This window comes from Taklimakanibacter lacteus, assembly GCA_003576695.1.
Lineage (GTDB): Bacteria > Pseudomonadota > Alphaproteobacteria > Rhizobiales > Aestuariivirgaceae > Taklimakanibacter > Taklimakanibacter lacteus.
In genome coordinates this window covers 42,908-58,405 of record QOZQ01000014.1, presented here as the reverse complement: position 1 = coordinate 58,405, position 15,498 = coordinate 42,908, and the positions used below count along the sequence as shown (strand labels likewise).

The window sequence follows — 15,498 nt, the reverse complement described above, 5'->3', positions numbered from 1 at the left end:
TATAGGGTGCGAATCTTGAAGGTTTCGCACCCTATATAGCAACTCGGACAGGTTAATGCAGGCAATTGCCCTTCATGTCCCTGAGGGCGGTCTGGACATGGCGCCAGGTCTCGGCGGTGCGCTCGGCGCCATATTTCACGCAAATGCGCTCATGGAGCTCTGCCTCTTCACACGCCTTCCCGCCATGAATGACGAGAAGCTGGCGCGCGAATTCGATGATGGTTGCGTTCTGCTGCATGCCGACCTCCCTGTTTGCGGTTGATGGGACGACTTATGCCGGGCGAATGAGTCGATAATATTGCAGCCGGAAGGCGAGACGATTTTTAATGCTTCAGATTTTAGCAACATGTTACCGACCGCGATGACAGCATCGACAAAATTAAAGCGCGCTGCACTGCAGCACGCTTTGATATCGTCAAAGGAAGAGGTGGGCTAGCTGGCGTGGGGCGATTGTATCGTGGTCAAGGCTGACTGGATCCGGCGCCAATTGGCGGCCGCCTCACTGTCGCCCTTGGCCTCGCATTGTGTGGCGCGCTGGGCGGCTTCGAGAACGGCCCGTTCGCCGCGCACTTCGTGCAATTGACGCGCATAGTCCAGGATTTCGAGAGCTTGCATTGCTGTGCCTCCATCAATAATGCGCCGTCCCTGGAAGGGCCGAAGAATCAAGGTGAAATGCGCGCAGAATGTGGCGGCGCGGATAATTTATTTGGCGGGAAGAGTTACTTTTTTTGGATGCCGATCCGATGTCCGACCTGGGGCGGAATCGGCAAACCAGCATGTGCTTCATGCATGGCCTTGATGTTGGCGAGCACGTCAGGCGGAAAAGGCGAGGATTTGCGCGCGCTCATATCGACATGGATGACGATGAGCTCGGTGGTGCAGGCGATCCAGCCGTCGACGGCATGGCGCATCTGCTCGAAATAGTGGATGCGCTTGGCGTCGTAGTCGAGAAACTGGATATCGACCCTGACCGTATCGCTGGCCTGCAGCTCGCGTAGATAGGTGACATGGGCCTCGAGCGTGAAGAAGGAGCAGTTGGCTCTCTTCACATAGTCGGCGCCAAGGCCAATGGCCTCGAAGGCCTCATCGCCGGCCCGGTCGAAGAGCACATTGTAGTAAGCCATGTTGAAGTGGCCATTATAGTCGATCCACTGGTCCTCGATCTTATGGACAGAGCTTACGAAAGGGGCGGGGAAAGCCATCGTCTTTTCCGTGAAATCTGGCTAGTTAAGGTGGAATAGCAGACACTTAGAGCAAACACCGCCAAAGTTGAAGGCTTTGGCGATAAGGGTTTGCTCCAATATATTGGTTTTGCGCGAATCCCGATCGGCGAAGTGTTTCCACCTCGCCGGGAAACGCTAGGGCAGATGAAATGACGAACAGAAACAAGAACAGCGTGGCGCAGGCGGTGGCCGAGGTCAGGGACATCCTGGGCGACCGGCTGTCGACCGCACCGGCGGTGCGCGAGCAGCATGGCAAGGACCAGACCTGGGCGCCGGGCGCGCCGCCCGATGCGGTCGCCTTTGTGAGATCAACCGACGAAGTCCAGCGTATCGTCAGGATCTGCGCCAATTACGAGACGCCGGTCATCGCCTATGGCACCGGCACCTCGCTCGAAGGGCACTTTACCGCGCCCTTCGGGGGCATCTCGGTCGATGTCTCGGCGATGAACAATGTGCTCGAGGTTAATGCCGAGGACCTTGATGCGAGGGTCGAAGCGGGGGTGACGCGCAAGGCGCTCAACACCTATCTGCGCGACAAGGGACTGTTCTTCCCCATCGATCCGGGGGCCGATGCGAGCCTGGGCGGCATGGCGGCGACGCGCGCATCGGGCACCAATGCGGTGCGCTACGGCACGATGCGCGAGAATGTGCTGAGCCTCACCGCGGTGATGGCCAATGGCGAGGTGGTCAAGACCGCCAGGCGGGCGAAGAAGTCCTCGGCCGGCTATGACCTGACCCGCCTGCTGGTGGGCTCCGAAGGCACGCTCGGCATCATCACCGAGGTGGGAGTGAGGCTTTATGGCATCCCCGAATCGATCGCCGCCGGCGTGTGCCCCTTTCCCTCGGTCGATGCCGCCTGCCAGGCGGTGATCCAGACCATCCAGCTCGGCATACCGGTGGCGCGGATCGAGCTCGTCGATGAAGAGCATGTTAAGGCGTTCAACGCCTATTCCAAGATCGACCTCAAGATTGCGCCGACCCTGTTCCTCGAATTCCACGGCACCGAGGCCGGGACCGAGGAGCAATCGCTGCTGTTCGGCGGCATTGCCGAGGAGTTGGGCGGCGGGCCCTTCACCTGGGCCAGGAAGGAAGAGGAGCGCCAGCGGCTGTGGCAGGCCCGGCATGACGCCTTCTGGGCCACCAAGTCGCTGATGCCGGGCAAGGAATCCTTCGCCACCGATGTCTGCGTGCCGATCTCGAGGCTCGCCCAATGCGTGAACGAAACGCAGGACGACCTGAAGGCCAACAATCTCTATGGGCCCATCGTCGGCCATGTCGGGGACGGCAATTTCCATGTCGTGCTCTATTGCGACCGCAGCGATGCGGCCGAGCTCGCCCGAGTGAAGGGGTTCTATGACCGGCTCATCCGGCGGGCCATCGCCATGGAAGGAACCTGCACCGGCGAACATGGTGTCGGCATCGGCAAGATGCCCTTTCTCGAATTGGAACATGGCGCCCAGGGGGTGGCCATGATGCGGCAGATCAAGCAGGCCCTCGACCCCAAGAATATCCTTAACCCAGGCAAGATTGTCGCCTTATGATCGCCGTGTCTGTCTGGCATGGGGACCCCAGCGACAGGTTGGACCGGTAACGGTATGAAGCTCTGGAAATCGCCCGTACTCTATTTCGGGATAGCGCTCGTCATGGCTGTGGTGGCGGCCTTTATCGCCCCCTATGTCATCGACTGGGGCAGCTACCGCATGGCGATCGAGAAATATGGCCGCCAGCTCACCGGCCGCCCGGTGACGGTGGCGGGCGACATATCCGGACGCCTGTTTCCCTGGCCCAAGCTTACGATCCGCGATGTGAAAGTAGCCAATCCGCCGGGCGCCTTCGTGCCGGACTTCATCACCGCCGAGCAAGTGGATGTGCGCATGACGCTCGCCGGGCTGCTCGGCGGCGAGATCAGGGTCGAGGGCATCGATGTCGTGCGCCCGGTGGCGTCTTTCGAAAGGTTGGCGAGCGGGCAGGGCAGCTGGCATCTCAAGCCTGAGCTCAGCGAGCGGGAAACCGGGTTTCTCGACCGTATCCGCCTCGATCAAATATCGGTGACCGACGGCGTGGTGCACCTTGTCGACAACCGCCGGGCCGGGCGCGCTACGATCGCGGGCGTCAATGCCACGCTGGCGGCGCAGAATTTCGCCGGGCCCTGGCGGGTGCGCGCGACCGCCGACTATCACGACCGGCCGGTCGAGCTCAGCATCAATACCGGCAGCTGGACACCCGATTCGCCGTTCAAATTCGGCTTCCGGATCAGCTCCGGAGATGGCTCGGGCATCGTCTACCAGTTCGACGGCGCCAATGACGGCAATCACGTGACCGGCAATCTGCGCGTTCAGCCGGCGGCAAGCGTCGATGGGCGCAGCGATGCGGAAGGCCAGTTGCGGCCCCTGGTCTTGACCGCGCAAGTGACCTCCGATTTCGACACGGTGGCGCTCGACAAGATCGAGATAACGCCGCGCGACGGAACGAGCGAGGGCGCCAATCTGCTCACCGGCAGCGCCGAAGTGAAGCTCGGCACCAGCGTCGCGCTCAAGGCCAATCTCAAGGCGACGCGCTTCGATCTCGATGCCGTCGCCGGCGCCAAGGCGAAGGGCCTGATCCGGGAGGGGGGCGGCCTGGGGCTGCTCGAAAACGCCATGGCGATCATGCCTGGCGATGTGGATGTCAGCGCATCGCTGGGCATCACGTCGCTGGTGGTGGGCGGCGAAGCGCTCGACAATGCCAAGCTCGCCTTCGAGCTCAACCAGGACCAGATCCGCATTACCGAGCTGTCGGCCGGCATGCCGGGCCAGGCGCGCGGCCTGTTTACCGGCACTTTCGTGGTCACCGATTCCGGTCCGCAGCTGGCCGGCGATCTGGCCGGCGAAGCCGGGAGCCTGCGCGATTTCGTGTCCTGGGCGTGGCCCGAAGGGCGCAACGATATCGCCAGGATCTGGACCGGCAGCCGCGGCCGCTTCAAGCTGCAGACCCGCCTCGATGCGACCGACGGCCAGCTGCGCCTGCAGGACATGAACTACCAGATCGATGAATCGCTGGGCAGCGGCGGGCTCTCGATCGGCTTCGCCGAGCGGCCGACGCTCGATCTGAGGCTCGATGCCACGGCCCTCGATATCGACCGGTTCGCGCCCAATGGCTTCGGCAGCGGCAGCTGGATCGGAACCGCGGAAATGATCTCGCAATGGGCGACGAGCCACGATCTGCGCCTTACCGTTCAGTCGGGGGAAACCTTGCTCAATGGCGTCGGAGCGCGCGATGTTGCGATCGACATCGCGGCGATCGGCGGCAATATCGATCTCAAGACGATCGAGATCGGCAATGTCGGCAATGCGCACCTCGAGATTGCGGGCCTCCTGTCGCCGACGCCGACCGGCAATAAGGGGGCCATCTCGACCAGCGTGACGGCGGATGATCCGAGGAGCCTCCTGCAGCTGCTCGGCTTCTATCCGAAGGATAGCAGCCCGATCTGGGCCGATGCCCTGGGCAAGACCGATCTTATCATCGCGGCCGATCTCAAGCCCGACGAAGAAGGCCAGGCGGCGAATTTCCGGGTGACCGGCAAGAGCGGCGATCTCGATATCGAAGGCACGCTGGCGACAGCGGGGCAGGGCGATCTGCTCGCCAGCGAGATGAGCGGAAGCTTCACTTTGCGCAGCGCCAACGGCACCGGCCTCGCCAAGCTTGCCGGGATGAGCCCGGTGAACGACCAGAGCGGCCCGGCGCGGCTCGCGGTGAGCCTCAATGGATCGCTGGCCAATGGCCTGGTGGCCGATCTTGAGGCCGATGTCTTCGGCGCCAAGGGACAGTTCCAGGGCAAGTTCCTGGGCAGCAACGGTGCCGTTACAGGAACGGGCCGGCTCGGCATATTCGCCGAGCGCCCGAACGAACTGCTTCTGGCGGCAGGCATCAGCGATTATGCCGGCGGCACGCTGTCGGCCGAGTCCGATGTGGAAATCGCCCTGCCGAAGGTGATCCTGCCGAATGTGCAGGGCTTCCTGGCCGGAGCCCCGCTTTCCGGCTCGATCACCCTCGACAGCGGCAATCGCCTCAAGGGCGAATTCGCCACGGGGCCGGTGTCCTTCACTCGGCTGTTCGGCCTCGCCTTCATGCCATGGGACGGCCGGCCGCTCGATGTCGAGCTGCCTTTCGCCGTCACACCGCCGCGCGGCGTCACCGGCGAATTGTGGATCAAGCCCGAATATCTCGAAGTATTCGACGGCTTGCGAGTCAGGGAAACGCAGATCGGCATCAGCGCCACGCCTGAGGAGGTCCGTCTCGCCGCCTTCGGCAAGAGCGATCAGGGCGGCGATGTCGCCATCGAGATCGCCGCCAAGCCGCAAGGCGGCGGCAAGGCGCTCGACGGGCGGCTGGTGTTGCCGGTCGATCTCGGCCACAGCCTCAAGAACGGCAATGGCGAGGGGGTGGCGGAGGGCCTGGTCAAGCTGTCGGTCAAGGCGGCGGGCAGCGGCCGCACGCCAGGTGCCGTGCTGGCGAGCCTCGCCGGATCAGGCAGCTATGATGTTGCCGGCCTCAGGATCGCGCATCTGAACCCCGAGCGTTTCGTCGAGCTGGTCAAGACGGCGAATTCCGGCGAGGAGCTCAAGACGGCCTTCACGGCGCTCGCCGCGGATGGCGGGCTCGATTTCGCGCCCGCGCGGGGCGTCCTCAAGGTCGAGAACGGCACGGTGACCTTGCCTGATTTCGCCAAGGTCTCACCGGTCGCGGATGTGACGCTGGCGCCCAAGATCGATCTGCCCGACGGCCGGCTCGATGCGATGATGCGCGTCACGCTCAAGACTCTCGACGACCAACCGCAATTCGCCGTCACCTATAGCGGGCATCCCAATGCGCTCACCCGCTTCGTCGATATCGCCGCACTCGAATCGGAGCTCGGCTTCAAGGTGGTCGAGCGCACCCTCAAGGAGCTCGAGAGGCTGCAGGCCGAACAACAGAAGGCGATGGACGAAGAAGACCGGGCGCGGCGCGAGGACGAGGCGCGGCTTGAAGCCTACAATGAGCAGCGCCGTGAGCTGCAGCGCCGTCTGCGCGAGGTGAATGTGCATGAGCGGATGCGCGAGGCGGAAGCCGCGCAGAAGAAGATCGAGCTCGATCAGGCGGTCGCCGAAGGGCGGGGACTGAACCGCGAAGAGCTGCTGCGCCGGGTGCGCGAGCGGCAGGTCCATCGGGTCATCCGGCGCCAGGAGGAGAAGGCGCGTCTGGCGCGGGAAGAGGCCGAACGCAAGGCGAAGGAAGAAGCCGACCGGCAGGCGCAAGAAGAAGCGGAGCGCAAGGCGAAGGAAGAGGCCGAGCGCCAGGCACAGGAAGAAGCCGCCCGCAAGGCGCAAGAAGAGGCTGAACGCCAGGCAAAGGAAGAGGCGGCGCGTCAGGCTCAGGAAGAGGCCGAGCGCAAGGCGAAGGAAGAAGCGGCGCGAGAGGCTCAGGAAGAAGCCGAGCGGAAGGCGCGGGAAGACGCGATATTGAAGGCTCAGCAAGAGGCCGAGCGTCAAGCTAAGGAAGAGGCCGAACGCCTGGCGCAAGAAGAGGCGGAACGCCAGGCGAAAGAAGAGGCCGAGCGCAAGGCGCGGGCCGAAGCGATACTGAAGGCCCAGCAGGAGGCCGAGCGCAAGGCGCAAGAGGAAGCCGAGCGCAAGGCGCAGGAGGACGCGGATCGCAAGGCGTTGGAGGATATGGCGCGCCAGGCCGAGCAAGATGCGAAGGCGGCGCGCGCCGATCCCGCGCAGGCAAGTCAGCCTGAGCCCCTGGCCCCGCAACTGCCCGCGATACAGCCGGACAATACCATCTTCGGTCCACAAGCTCCCGATCAGTCCGGCACTGACGGCGCAGAGCCGCTGTCGCCGCCCGATCAGACTGAGGCAATCAAGGCGCAGCCGGAGCAGCAGGATGTCGGCATCATCACGCCGCCGACACCCAAGCCGAAGCCGAAGCGCCAGCCGGCGAAGACGCAAGCGAAGGTGGATCCCGGCGCGCCCGTGGTTCTGGTGCCGCCCCAGAAGGTTGCGCCACCACCGCGCCGGCGGGAGCCCGATCTCATCCAGCGTATCAAACGGCTGTTCGACTGACTAATAGCGAAGCGAGTTCTGCGCGATCACCGGAATCTCGGGGAGGGCGTAGTAATCGCCCTTCGAGTCGGTGTGGATCTGCGATGTCATGGCAAGCTCCGTGTCGCCGTCGAGCGTTCCCGCGAAGATAGAGGTGAACTCGCTGGCGAAACGCCGCCAGAACAGGTTGCTGCCGCAGCGGCCGCAGAAGCCGCGCTCGGCGGCCTCGGATGATCTGAACCAGGTCAGCGTCGAACCGGATATAGCGAGGTCCGAAGACCGGCACTGGGTTGCCGCCACATAATGCCCGCTGGTCTTGCGGCATTGATTGCAGTGGCATGCCACGATCGGGCGCAAAGGGCCGCTGATGCGATAGGTGATGCTGCCGCACAGGCACCCGCCCGTCTTTACCGCGGTCATTGCACGGTCTCCTTCGGCAGGAACGAGATGGTCCGGACCTCGATGCTGCGCCGCGGCGGGTCATCGGGCCTGGTCTCGGGATGTGCGAATGACGTGTGCGGCGTGAAACGCGCGGCGGCGTCCAGACCCGAATCATATCCCTTGAAGACCAGCGCCTCGAAGGGCCTCATCTTGGGGAAATAGTACCAGCGCTGGCGGGGATGATGACGCAACTCATAGATCTCGCCGACCCGATCGGGATAGACGATGTCGCAGGCGATGAGGTCGGCCGGCGCGATCGTCGAGGCGTCGGCAATGGCAAGCGGCGCGACAAGGACGGGATCTGACAAGGGCCGCCATATGTTGAGCTGGACGATGCGCGTGTCACGCTCGATGTCCGGGTTGCCGGTGAGGCGGACAGCATGCGCCACACAGGATTTGCGCGTGTAGTCATTATGGACATGGGTGACGACGCCACGCGACTTGGCGCCGGTCTCGCTCGTCCTGATCGTGTGATCGATGACATGCACTTCGGCCGGACCGAGAAGGGAGCCGACGAGGCTTCTGATCTCCGGATAGTAGGTCTCGGCTATGGCATCGTCATTGTCGAAGGCGGCAAGGGATGTCGGCTGGGCGAGCAGCGCGAAGCCATTCCGGTCGAGGGCGAAGGGCTGTCGCGCAAGCCTGCCATCGCTGATCGGCACGCTTACGGCCTGATACTCGCCTTTGCGAACCGAAGGCGTGCCCAGGGGTTGAACGATGAAGGCTGGCTTTTCTGTACCAGGGGACAGGAAGTTCAGGGATCCGGTCGTGTCGGTCATTTCTTATATCTTTCCGCAGTTTCATGGGAAATTTGCCTGCGCGGGACAGAGTGGACAAGCGATCATTTCATTGACGACAGATAAGAAAAACTATTTCATGAGCCATGGCCCTCCGTCTGCCGCCGCTTGACCATCTCAGATATTTCCATTCCGCCGCGAAGCATCTGAGCTTCCAGGCCGCGGCGGCGGATCTGCATGTCACCCCGGCCGCCGTCAGCCAGCGGGTACGTGCGCTCGAGACTTTGCTTGGGGTGCGCTTGTTCGAGCGCCTCACCCGCAAAGTGCTGCTCACCGAGGATGGCAGAGCCCTGGCGCAGAAGGTCGATGAGGCGCTTAGGATCATCGCCAAGGGCGTCGCCGATCTCGACCGGACGCGCAGCGGGCGCGCGCTGACGATCAGCACGACGACAACCTTTGCTGAGCAATGCCTGCTGCCGCTGCTGGCGCAGTTCAATGCCGAGTTTCCGCAGACCGAGGTGCGGGTTCTGGCGTCAAACCATCTGGTGGATTTCGAGGTCGAGGCTGTCGACTTCGCGGTACGCCAGGGGCTGGGCGTGTATGAGGGCTGCCATTCGCAGCTTCTGCTGGATGATCTTTATGTCGTGGTCTGCGCGCCCGCGCTCGCGGCGACAGGCGTGTTTCGCGACGACACATGGCGCGATCTGCCGGTCTTCGATGTCGAGTGGCCGATCGAAGATCCCAACGTGCCAAGCTGGGACAATTGGCTCAGGCTGAACGGGATGGAGGCGGGCAAGCGCCGTCGACGCACCAGCGTCTCCTTCGAGGCGCTCGCCATCAGAGCCGCGATCGATGGCCAGGGACTCTCGCTGGTGCATCGCGCCCATATCGGGCGCGAGCTTGCTACCGGCGAGCTCTGTTGCCCGTTTGGCGAGGAACGTGGCATCCGGCCCGTCTTTCGGTTCTATCTGGTCAGCCCCGAAAGAGAGCGCAACACGAAAGCGGAATCGTTTCGCGCCTGGTTGCTTAAAAATATTGCACAGCTGCCATAGAGCGCCGGCGGGTGAGCGCCGGATCGCCGAGACGAACCATGACGAGGTCGTCAAATTGATGGTGGGCGGGTAAGGCGGTTCAGCACCCAGACTCTGAGGGCGCTCGAGAGGTTGCGGTCGCCCCGGCCTCGGTCGATCTCGCCCACGAGGGCGGCCAGCGACTTGTGCTCGGTCTTGGCGGCGTCCTTCAACACGGTCCAGAATTCAGGCTCGAGCGAGAGCGAGGTGCGATGCCCCGAAATGGTGAGCGAGCGCTTGAACTCCTTGGGCATCAGGTCTCGCGCTTGTGATTGTCCAGGTGCTGCCCGGCGCGCCTGGCTTCCGCTTCCTGCTTTTCGCGTTCGAGCCTCGAGCGGCCGAACTGGCGACGGTTGGCCTCCGCCTGGGTCTCCTTTTCCGCCCGCGCCAGGCGCTTGCGGTGGCGCTTGAGATTGACGATCTCGCTCATTTGGGGCCGATCATGTCCTCCGGCCGCACGATGCTGTCGAATTCCTCGGCCGTCACATATTTGAGGCGCAAGGCTTCCTCGCGCAAGGTGGTACCGCGCTTATGCGCTGTCTTGGCGATCTCGGCCGCCCGGTCATAGCCGATCTTGGGGGCAAGCGCCGTCACCAGCATCAAGGAGCGGTCGAGCGCCGCCTTGATATTGTCCTCGCGCGCGATGATGCCCGCAACGCAGTGATCGGTGAAGCTCACGGCGGCGTCGGCGAGAAGGCGGACCGACTGCAGGAAATTATAGGCCATCACCGGGTTGAACACATTGAGCTCGAAATGGCCCTGGCTGCCGGCAAAGGTGATGGTCGCCTGGTTGCCGAAGACCTGGGTGCAGACCATGGTCAGCGCCTCGCACTGGGTCGGATTGACCTTGCCCGGCATGATCGATGAGCCGGGCTCGTTCTCGGGCAGCGACAGCTCGCCTAGCCCTGAGCGGGGACCGGAGCCCAGGAAGCGGATGTCGTTGGCGATCTTGAACAGCGAGGCCGCCACCGTATTGATGGCGCCATGGCTCATCACCATCGCGTCATGGGCGGCGAGCGCTTCGAACTTGTTGGGGGCGGAGGTGAAGGGAAGCCCGGTGATGGCGGCAATGCGCGCCGCGACCTTCCTGTCGAAGCCCTTGGGCGCGTTGAGGCCGGTGCCGACCGCGGTGCCGCCCTGGGCGAGCTCCATCAGCGCCGGCATCGTCTCTTCGATGCGGGCAATGCCGTTCTTCACCTGCTGGGCATAGCCGGAGAATTCCTGGCCGAGCGTGAGGGGCGTCGCATCCTGGGTGTGGGTGCGACCGATCTTGATGATCCTGGCCCAGAGCTTCGCCTTCTTGTTGAGCGCCTTGTGCAGGTGACGCAGCGCCGGGAGCAAATCGTGGTGGATCTGCTCGGCGCAGGCGATATGCATGGCGGTCGGGTAGGTGTCGTTCGACGACTGGCTCATATTGACATGGTCGTTCGGATGTACCGGTGATTTCGAGCCCAGCGTGCCGCCCAGCATCTCGATGGCGCGGTTGGAGATCACCTCATTGGCATTCATGTTGGACTGGGTGCCGGAGCCCGTCTGCCAGACAGCGAGAGGGAAATGCTCGTCGAGCTTGCCGTCCACGACCTCGCGGGCGGCGGCGACAATGGTCTTGCCGATCTTGCGGTCGAGCTTGCCCAGCGACATGTTCACTTCCGCCGCGGCGAGCTTGACGATGCCGAGCGCCCTGATGACGGGCTTCGGCTGCTTCTCCCAGCCGATCTTGAAATTGCCCAGAGACCGCTCCGCCTGGGCCCCCCAATAGCGGTCGGCCCTGACCTCTATGGGGCCAAAAGTGTCGGTCTCGGTGCGGGTCTTGCTCATCTGGTCCTGCCTTGTGGATTGCGTGGGCGGTCTAGCATGGGTTCCCGGCGGCTGCTAGATCGGAGCAGCCGCATGGATTGCTGAAGGGGGCATGAGCAATGGCCAGAACATCCAGCCTGGCGATGCGTATGGGAGCCGTCTGGTGGGCCGCGCTGCTCGCTCCTTCCTCCGTCGCCCATTGCGAGGTCCGTGAAACGCTCATCTCCTATAGGGACTGGCAGGTGCGCAGCTGGGAAACCGAGGGCGGCGAGAAATGGTGCATCGCCGAGGCGAAGACGGACACGCAGGCCTTCAGCATCGAGGTCGCCGAAACATTGATCAGGGTCAATTTCAGCGACAGAGCCTGGTCCTTCGGCAATGGCTATGCGGACAGGCTCGTGCTGCGTGTCGACCAGAAAGTGGCGTGGAAATTCACCCATGTGCAGCGCGTCAAGGATCTGATGCTGCTGGTCCTGCCGGATGTCCGGCGTGGACGCAAATTCATCGCTAGCATCGCCAAGGGTTCGGAAGTCCTGCTCGGCGGCGGCAAGGACAAGGTCGAAGCGCGATATTCGATCGGCGGCGCCGGCGTCGCCATGGCGGCCCTTGCCGATTGCGAGAAGCTGTTCCTCGGCAAGAAGTGAGAAGGTCTGTCTCAGCTCTCAGTCTTGGGTAATGGAGCGATTAGGGATTTAACGTGGATATTTGCGGGCAAGCCAGAGCATCGCTGCAAATGAAGCGAGGCCGAAGAACAAGCCGACCAGCAACCCGTTTTGCGGGCCGACCTCGCCGAGGACGAGAGCGAACAGGGTGGGGGCGATGGCGTTGAGGATCAGCTGCGGCGTGGTGAGCGTGCCGAGGACGAGGCCATAGCCCTGGCGGCCGAAGAGGCTCAAGGGAACGATGCCCTTGATGATCGACATGAGGCCGTTCGACATGCCGTAGAGCAGGGCAAAGACGAGTGCCGCCCACAGCGCGAAGCTGCCGCCGGCGAAGATGAGGAGGGCCAGGGGCAGCAAGCCCACGGCGATGAGGCCGAGCGTCATGGTCTTTACATGGTGGCCGGCGAGAATGTCGCCGATGCGGCTCGCGACCTGGGAAGGGCCGATGAGGGCCGCGAGCAGCACCGCGCTGCCCGCGTTGAAACCCAAGCCTTCGAAAAGCGGCACCACATGGGCCGAGATCGACGAGAAGACAATGCCGTTGAGGGCCAGGACGGCGGCAAAGGCGATCATCGCGCGGTTGCGGTCGGGGCCGGAAAGGATGGGGGTGACTGTGGGCTTTGTGGCGCCATCCTCCTCGAGAGCCAGATGCTCGTCGCCGCGTCCGAGCGCGAGCAGATGAAAGGGCAGGCAGATCACGAGATGCAGCAGGGCATAGACAAGGAACGTGTTCTGCCAGCCGATCGCCTGCGAGAGATAATGCGACACCGGCCAGAAGACGGTGGAGGCAAGGCCGCCGAAGAGGGTGAGATAGGAGATCGAGCGGCGCGATTTTTCGCGCGCCACCTGGGCCAGCGAGGGAAAGGCGGCATCATAGAGAATGAGCCGCATCGCCGGACCGAGCACCAGCCAGCCCGAGACATAGATCCATGGTTGCGTCGCGAAAGAGAGGATCAGGCAGCCGAGCGCGGCAAGAGCCGATCCCGCCGCCATCACGCGCCTGCCGCCATGGATGTCGATGGCGCGCCCGGCGGCGCGCGAGATGAAGCCGCTGATCAGAAGGGCCAGCGAGAAGGCGCCGAAGATGAGGAGTTTCGACCAGCCACGCTCGGCGGCGATGTCGATCGAAAGCGCGCCCAGGGCATAATAGGTGGTGCCCCAGCCGATGATCTGGGTGATGCCGAGAGCCGTTATGACGCGCCACAATGGCATTATGCATTGCGCATCGGCTGGCGATGCCTAGAGATCATCTTTCCAGATCGGGTTGCTCCAGGCGCGCTTGCCGGCCTGGTCGATGACGACGGCGCGGAACCACGGGCTCTGCTTGTTGAGGAGCCAGCCTCTTTCCAGCTTGCTGAGATCAAGCGTCGCCGAGGTGATGGACTTGCCGATGCGCATGACGGTGCGCGAATGACCGCAGACCACGACAATGGTGTTGACCGGCGATGAGGTGACGCTGAGCTCCTTGCGGTCGAGCGACACTTCATGGATGAGCGGGCCCTGGCTCGAATAATAGTGCCCCTGTTTCAGCGCTTCCAGCAGCAGGTCGGGGTCGTTCGCCTCGGCCTTCACATGCACCCAGCCGCCGAAATGATCGTCATGGTGGAAATGCGCGTCATCGGTGGCAAAGGCCGAGAGCCGCCTGCCTTCATTCAGCAACTGGTCGAGCAGGTAGAAGCCTTCGCCGCGGTCGCATTCGACGGCGCAGCCGTGGTTGTAGATCTCGACCGCATGGGCGACATCGATGGCGCGCCCATCCTCGATGGTGAGCTGCGACCAGGCGGGGTGTGCGATGCCGATGAAGGCGCCGGCGTCAGCGGCACGGCGGGCGACCTGGGCTCCGGTCTCTTCCGGCGCACAGGGCTCGAAGTCGAGCGGCAGCCCGGCCGCCACGATATGCCAGAGCTCGCCGGCCGAGGTTTCCGGCGCGTGCAATTCGGACCCGATGATGGTGGTGAAGTCGTTGGAGCGGAAGCTCCTCGTGTCGGCGACCGGCCAGCCAAAATGGTCGATGAAATGATCCGACAGCATCATGAAGTCGTAGCCCGCATCCTTGTAGGCCTGGACGACCTTGTCGGGCGCGAGCGCCCCGTCCGACAGGGTTGAATGCGTGTGCAGATTACCGCGCCAGAAGCGGCCGGGGAGCGAGAAGGGGGAGAGATCGGTCATGGATGCCTCGGGATGGGACATCCTCGCTATCCCATTCGCAAGGGAGGCTCAATATGCATAATAGGGCGGTCGGGGGAGGGGCGCATGAGCGGAACGCATGAGCGCTGGCGAAGCTGCGATGACTGCGGCGCGCAAGTGCCTGTTCACGATCTAATTCGGCCGTGGTGCGACGTTTGCGGTTGGAATATCAGCGAAATTTCGGAAGGGCCACGTGGACTGCTCGACCGGAAGATGGATGTTCTTGGTGAGATTCATGGGGAATGGCTGCTCAAACGTATCTCTCAGGCAACGGAAGCCGAACTCCGCCCGCGAACTTCGCTGTCGACCCTGATCGCCTATGCTCTTTCTGCGGTGATCGTCGGCCTCACGCTCCTGATCGGGCTTGCAGGGCTTTATCTTCTCATTTCGGGCTGGCCCCATGCCTTCTTCATCATAGGCGGCATCATCCTGCTCGTGGTCGCCTGGTTCCTGCGCCCGCGGTTGGGCTCGCTGCCAAAAGATTGCCTCGACCGCGGCGAGTTTCCAAAACTCTTCGAAATGACCGATGCGATAGCTGCGAAGCTTGCGATCGAACCTGTTGAACGGATCAGGATTACCCCCGAATTCAATGCATCCATGGCCGAAGTCGGTCTGTCGCGGACACCAATCCTGACGATTGGACTTCTCCTTTGGGTCAGCCTCACGAGTACGGAACGCGTGTCCCTAGTCGCGCATGAGCTGGCCCATCGCGCCAACCACGATCCAGCTCGTGGCGCCGTAGTCGCTTGTGGAGTCGCGACGCTTGATCGCTGGTGCTATCTTCTGGATCCGACGGACCAGGTCCCGCAAAGCTTCTTCGAGATCATTGTTCATTTCATGATGGGTCTGCTCGGCGGCGTGACGGGAGCCTTGCGCACGCTCCTGGCCAGCCTCCTCTATCTCGACAGCCAGCGCGCCGAATATCTCGCCGACCACCTGGAAGCGAAAATCGCAGGGCAGCAAGCGGCTGTGAAATCACTACACAAGCTCGGCCTCGGCAGCAATCTGAGGGCCGTCGTCGATCGAGTCTACTATGGTGGCGATACCGACGGCCGATCGTTAATCCATGCCTTCGGTGCTTTTGTCAAAAGTGTACCCGAGCGCGAGTTGGAGCGTATCCGGCGTACCAATGAGAAGGAAAGATCGCGGGTCGATTCATCGCACCCGCCGACTGGATCGCGCATCAAATTTATCGAAAGCAGAGCCTATGGCCCTGCAGTTTTTGTCCTGGACGATGCACATTCCCGCGCGATTGATGCCGAACTAGAGCCGTTGTTCGAGCGTCACTCGATGAAGATCATGGGCTGGTTCTTCGATTGAAG

Annotated in this window: 15 protein-coding genes; 5 read left to right on the top strand and 10 right to left on the bottom strand. The window is 63.0% G+C overall.

From position 1 onward, the window contains the following. Positions 1–52: 52 nt before the first annotated feature. The 3 genes from DT068_RS24510 to DT068_RS24500 all read right to left on the bottom strand — a co-directional run bounded on the left by DT068_RS24510 (position 53) and on the right by DT068_RS24500 (position 1,202). Positions 53–238 (bottom strand): hypothetical protein, encoded by a 186-nt coding sequence (locus DT068_RS24510; protein WP_119392530.1) that lies wholly within the window; start codon positions 236–238, stop codon positions 53–55. Positions 239–432: 194 nt separating this feature from the next. After that, positions 433–615: a hypothetical protein gene (locus DT068_RS24505; protein WP_119392529.1), complete on the bottom strand. Its 183-nt coding sequence runs from the start codon at positions 613–615 to the stop codon at positions 433–435. A 104-nt stretch (positions 616–719) separates the two neighbouring features. After that, on the bottom strand, positions 720–1,202 hold the full coding sequence (locus DT068_RS24500; protein ID WP_119392528.1) for a thioesterase family protein: 483 nt from the start codon (positions 1,200–1,202) through the stop codon (positions 720–722). Positions 1,203–1,372: 170 nt separating this feature from the next. Between DT068_RS24500 and DT068_RS24495 the strand changes: the two genes are divergently transcribed. Together DT068_RS24495 and DT068_RS24490 are read left to right on the top strand one after the other, a co-directional pair. After that, a complete protein-coding gene (locus tag DT068_RS24495; protein ID WP_119392527.1) occupies positions 1,373–2,764 on the top strand; it encodes an FAD-binding oxidoreductase in 1,392 nt (463 codons plus the stop codon). Between the two features lie 54 nt (positions 2,765–2,818). Further along, positions 2,819–7,303, top strand: a complete 4,485-nt coding sequence (locus tag DT068_RS24490; RefSeq protein WP_162914426.1) for an AsmA family protein — start codon at positions 2,819–2,821, stop codon at positions 7,301–7,303. Here DT068_RS24490 and DT068_RS24485 read toward each other — a convergent pair whose 3' ends face one another. Then, positions 7,304–7,702 (bottom strand): GFA family protein, encoded by a 399-nt coding sequence (locus DT068_RS24485; protein WP_119392525.1) that lies wholly within the window; start codon positions 7,700–7,702, stop codon positions 7,304–7,306. It abuts the gene before it with no gap. Further along, a complete protein-coding gene (locus DT068_RS24480) occupies positions 7,699–8,502 on the bottom strand; it encodes a CmcJ/NvfI family oxidoreductase (protein WP_119392524.1) in 804 nt (267 codons plus the stop codon). The genes DT068_RS24485 and DT068_RS24480 overlap by 4 nt, the downstream gene beginning before the upstream one ends. A gap of 104 nt (positions 8,503–8,606) precedes the next feature. Here DT068_RS24480 and DT068_RS24475 point away from each other — a divergent pair, with 104 nt between their 5' ends. Then, a complete protein-coding gene (locus tag DT068_RS24475) occupies positions 8,607–9,512 on the top strand; it encodes a LysR substrate-binding domain-containing protein (protein WP_119392523.1) in 906 nt (301 codons plus the stop codon). Between the two features lie 50 nt (positions 9,513–9,562). On the opposite strand, the gene DT068_RS24470 is transcribed toward DT068_RS24475, so the two are convergent. The 3 genes from DT068_RS24470 to fumC are packed head-to-tail and all read right to left on the bottom strand — an operon-like array spanning position 9,563 to position 11,348. After that, positions 9,563–9,784 (bottom strand): ribbon-helix-helix domain-containing protein, encoded by a 222-nt coding sequence (locus DT068_RS24470; protein WP_119392522.1) that lies wholly within the window; start codon positions 9,782–9,784, stop codon positions 9,563–9,565. Then, the gene (locus DT068_RS24465) at positions 9,784–9,960 is read right to left on the bottom strand and encodes a DUF4169 family protein (RefSeq protein WP_119392521.1); all 177 of its coding nucleotides are present in this window, start codon (positions 9,958–9,960) and stop codon (positions 9,784–9,786) included. The genes DT068_RS24470 and DT068_RS24465 overlap by 1 nt, the downstream gene beginning before the upstream one ends. After that, positions 9,957–11,348 carry a class II fumarate hydratase gene (gene fumC / locus DT068_RS24460; protein ID WP_119392520.1) on the bottom strand — a complete coding sequence of 464 codons (1,392 nt, stop codon included), beginning with the start codon at positions 11,346–11,348 and terminating at the stop codon, positions 9,957–9,959. The genes DT068_RS24465 and fumC overlap by 4 nt, the downstream gene beginning before the upstream one ends. Before the next feature lie 98 nt (positions 11,349–11,446). On the opposite strand from fumC, the gene DT068_RS24455 reads away from it, so the two are divergent. After that, positions 11,447–11,971, top strand: coding sequence for a hypothetical protein (locus DT068_RS24455; RefSeq protein WP_162914425.1), 525 nt, complete (start codon positions 11,447–11,449; stop codon positions 11,969–11,971). A gap of 48 nt (positions 11,972–12,019) precedes the next feature. Here the strand turns inward: DT068_RS24455 and DT068_RS24450 are convergent, their stop codons facing one another. Together DT068_RS24450 and DT068_RS24445 are read right to left on the bottom strand one after the other, a co-directional pair. Beyond that, on the bottom strand, positions 12,020–13,201 hold the full coding sequence (locus tag DT068_RS24450) for an MFS transporter (RefSeq protein ID WP_119392518.1): 1,182 nt from the start codon (positions 13,199–13,201) through the stop codon (positions 12,020–12,022). A gap of 27 nt (positions 13,202–13,228) precedes the next feature. Next, positions 13,229–14,158, bottom strand: coding sequence for a CehA/McbA family metallohydrolase (locus DT068_RS24445; protein ID WP_119392634.1), 930 nt, complete (start codon positions 14,156–14,158; stop codon positions 13,229–13,231). A gap of 84 nt (positions 14,159–14,242) precedes the next feature. Between DT068_RS24445 and DT068_RS24440 the strand changes: the two genes are divergently transcribed. Next, complete coding sequence (locus tag DT068_RS24440) at positions 14,243–15,496, top strand: M48 family metalloprotease (RefSeq protein ID WP_162914424.1); 1,254 nt, start codon at positions 14,243–14,245, stop codon at positions 15,494–15,496. Positions 15,497–15,498: the final 2 nt, after the last annotated feature.

Excerpts from the sequence above, each read along its gene's own strand:
- DT068_RS24465 (WP_119392521.1), bottom strand. The coding sequence starts at position 9,960 with ATGAGCGAGATCGTCAATCTCAAGCGCCACCGCAAGCGCCTGGCGCGG.
- DT068_RS24450 (WP_119392518.1), bottom strand. The coding sequence starts at position 13,201 with ATGCCATTGTGGCGCGTCATAACGGCTCTCGGCATCACCCAGATCATC.
- DT068_RS24510 (WP_119392530.1), bottom strand. The coding sequence starts at position 238 with ATGCAGCAGAACGCAACCATCATCGAATTCGCGCGCCAGCTTCTCGTC.
- DT068_RS24495 (WP_119392527.1), top strand. The coding sequence starts at position 1,373 with ATGACGAACAGAAACAAGAACAGCGTGGCGCAGGCGGTGGCCGAGGTC.
- DT068_RS24500 (WP_119392528.1), bottom strand. The coding sequence starts at position 1,202 with ATGGCTTTCCCCGCCCCTTTCGTAAGCTCTGTCCATAAGATCGAGGAC.
- DT068_RS24505 (WP_119392529.1), bottom strand. The coding sequence starts at position 615 with ATGCAAGCTCTCGAAATCCTGGACTATGCGCGTCAATTGCACGAAGTG.
- DT068_RS24455 (WP_162914425.1), top strand. The coding sequence starts at position 11,447 with ATGGCCAGAACATCCAGCCTGGCGATGCGTATGGGAGCCGTCTGGTGG.
- DT068_RS24445 (WP_119392634.1), bottom strand. The coding sequence starts at position 14,158 with ATGACCGATCTCTCCCCCTTCTCGCTCCCCGGCCGCTTCTGGCGCGGT.
- DT068_RS24470 (WP_119392522.1), bottom strand. The coding sequence starts at position 9,784 with ATGCCCAAGGAGTTCAAGCGCTCGCTCACCATTTCGGGGCATCGCACC.
- DT068_RS24490 (WP_162914426.1), top strand. The coding sequence starts at position 2,819 with ATGAAGCTCTGGAAATCGCCCGTACTCTATTTCGGGATAGCGCTCGTC.
- DT068_RS24475 (WP_119392523.1), top strand. The coding sequence starts at position 8,607 with ATGGCCCTCCGTCTGCCGCCGCTTGACCATCTCAGATATTTCCATTCC.
- DT068_RS24440 (WP_162914424.1), top strand. The coding sequence starts at position 14,243 with ATGAGCGGAACGCATGAGCGCTGGCGAAGCTGCGATGACTGCGGCGCG.
- DT068_RS24480 (WP_119392524.1), bottom strand. The coding sequence starts at position 8,502 with ATGACCGACACGACCGGATCCCTGAACTTCCTGTCCCCTGGTACAGAA.
- fumC (WP_119392520.1), bottom strand. The coding sequence starts at position 11,348 with ATGAGCAAGACCCGCACCGAGACCGACACTTTTGGCCCCATAGAGGTC.
- DT068_RS24485 (WP_119392525.1), bottom strand. The coding sequence starts at position 7,702 with ATGACCGCGGTAAAGACGGGCGGGTGCCTGTGCGGCAGCATCACCTAT.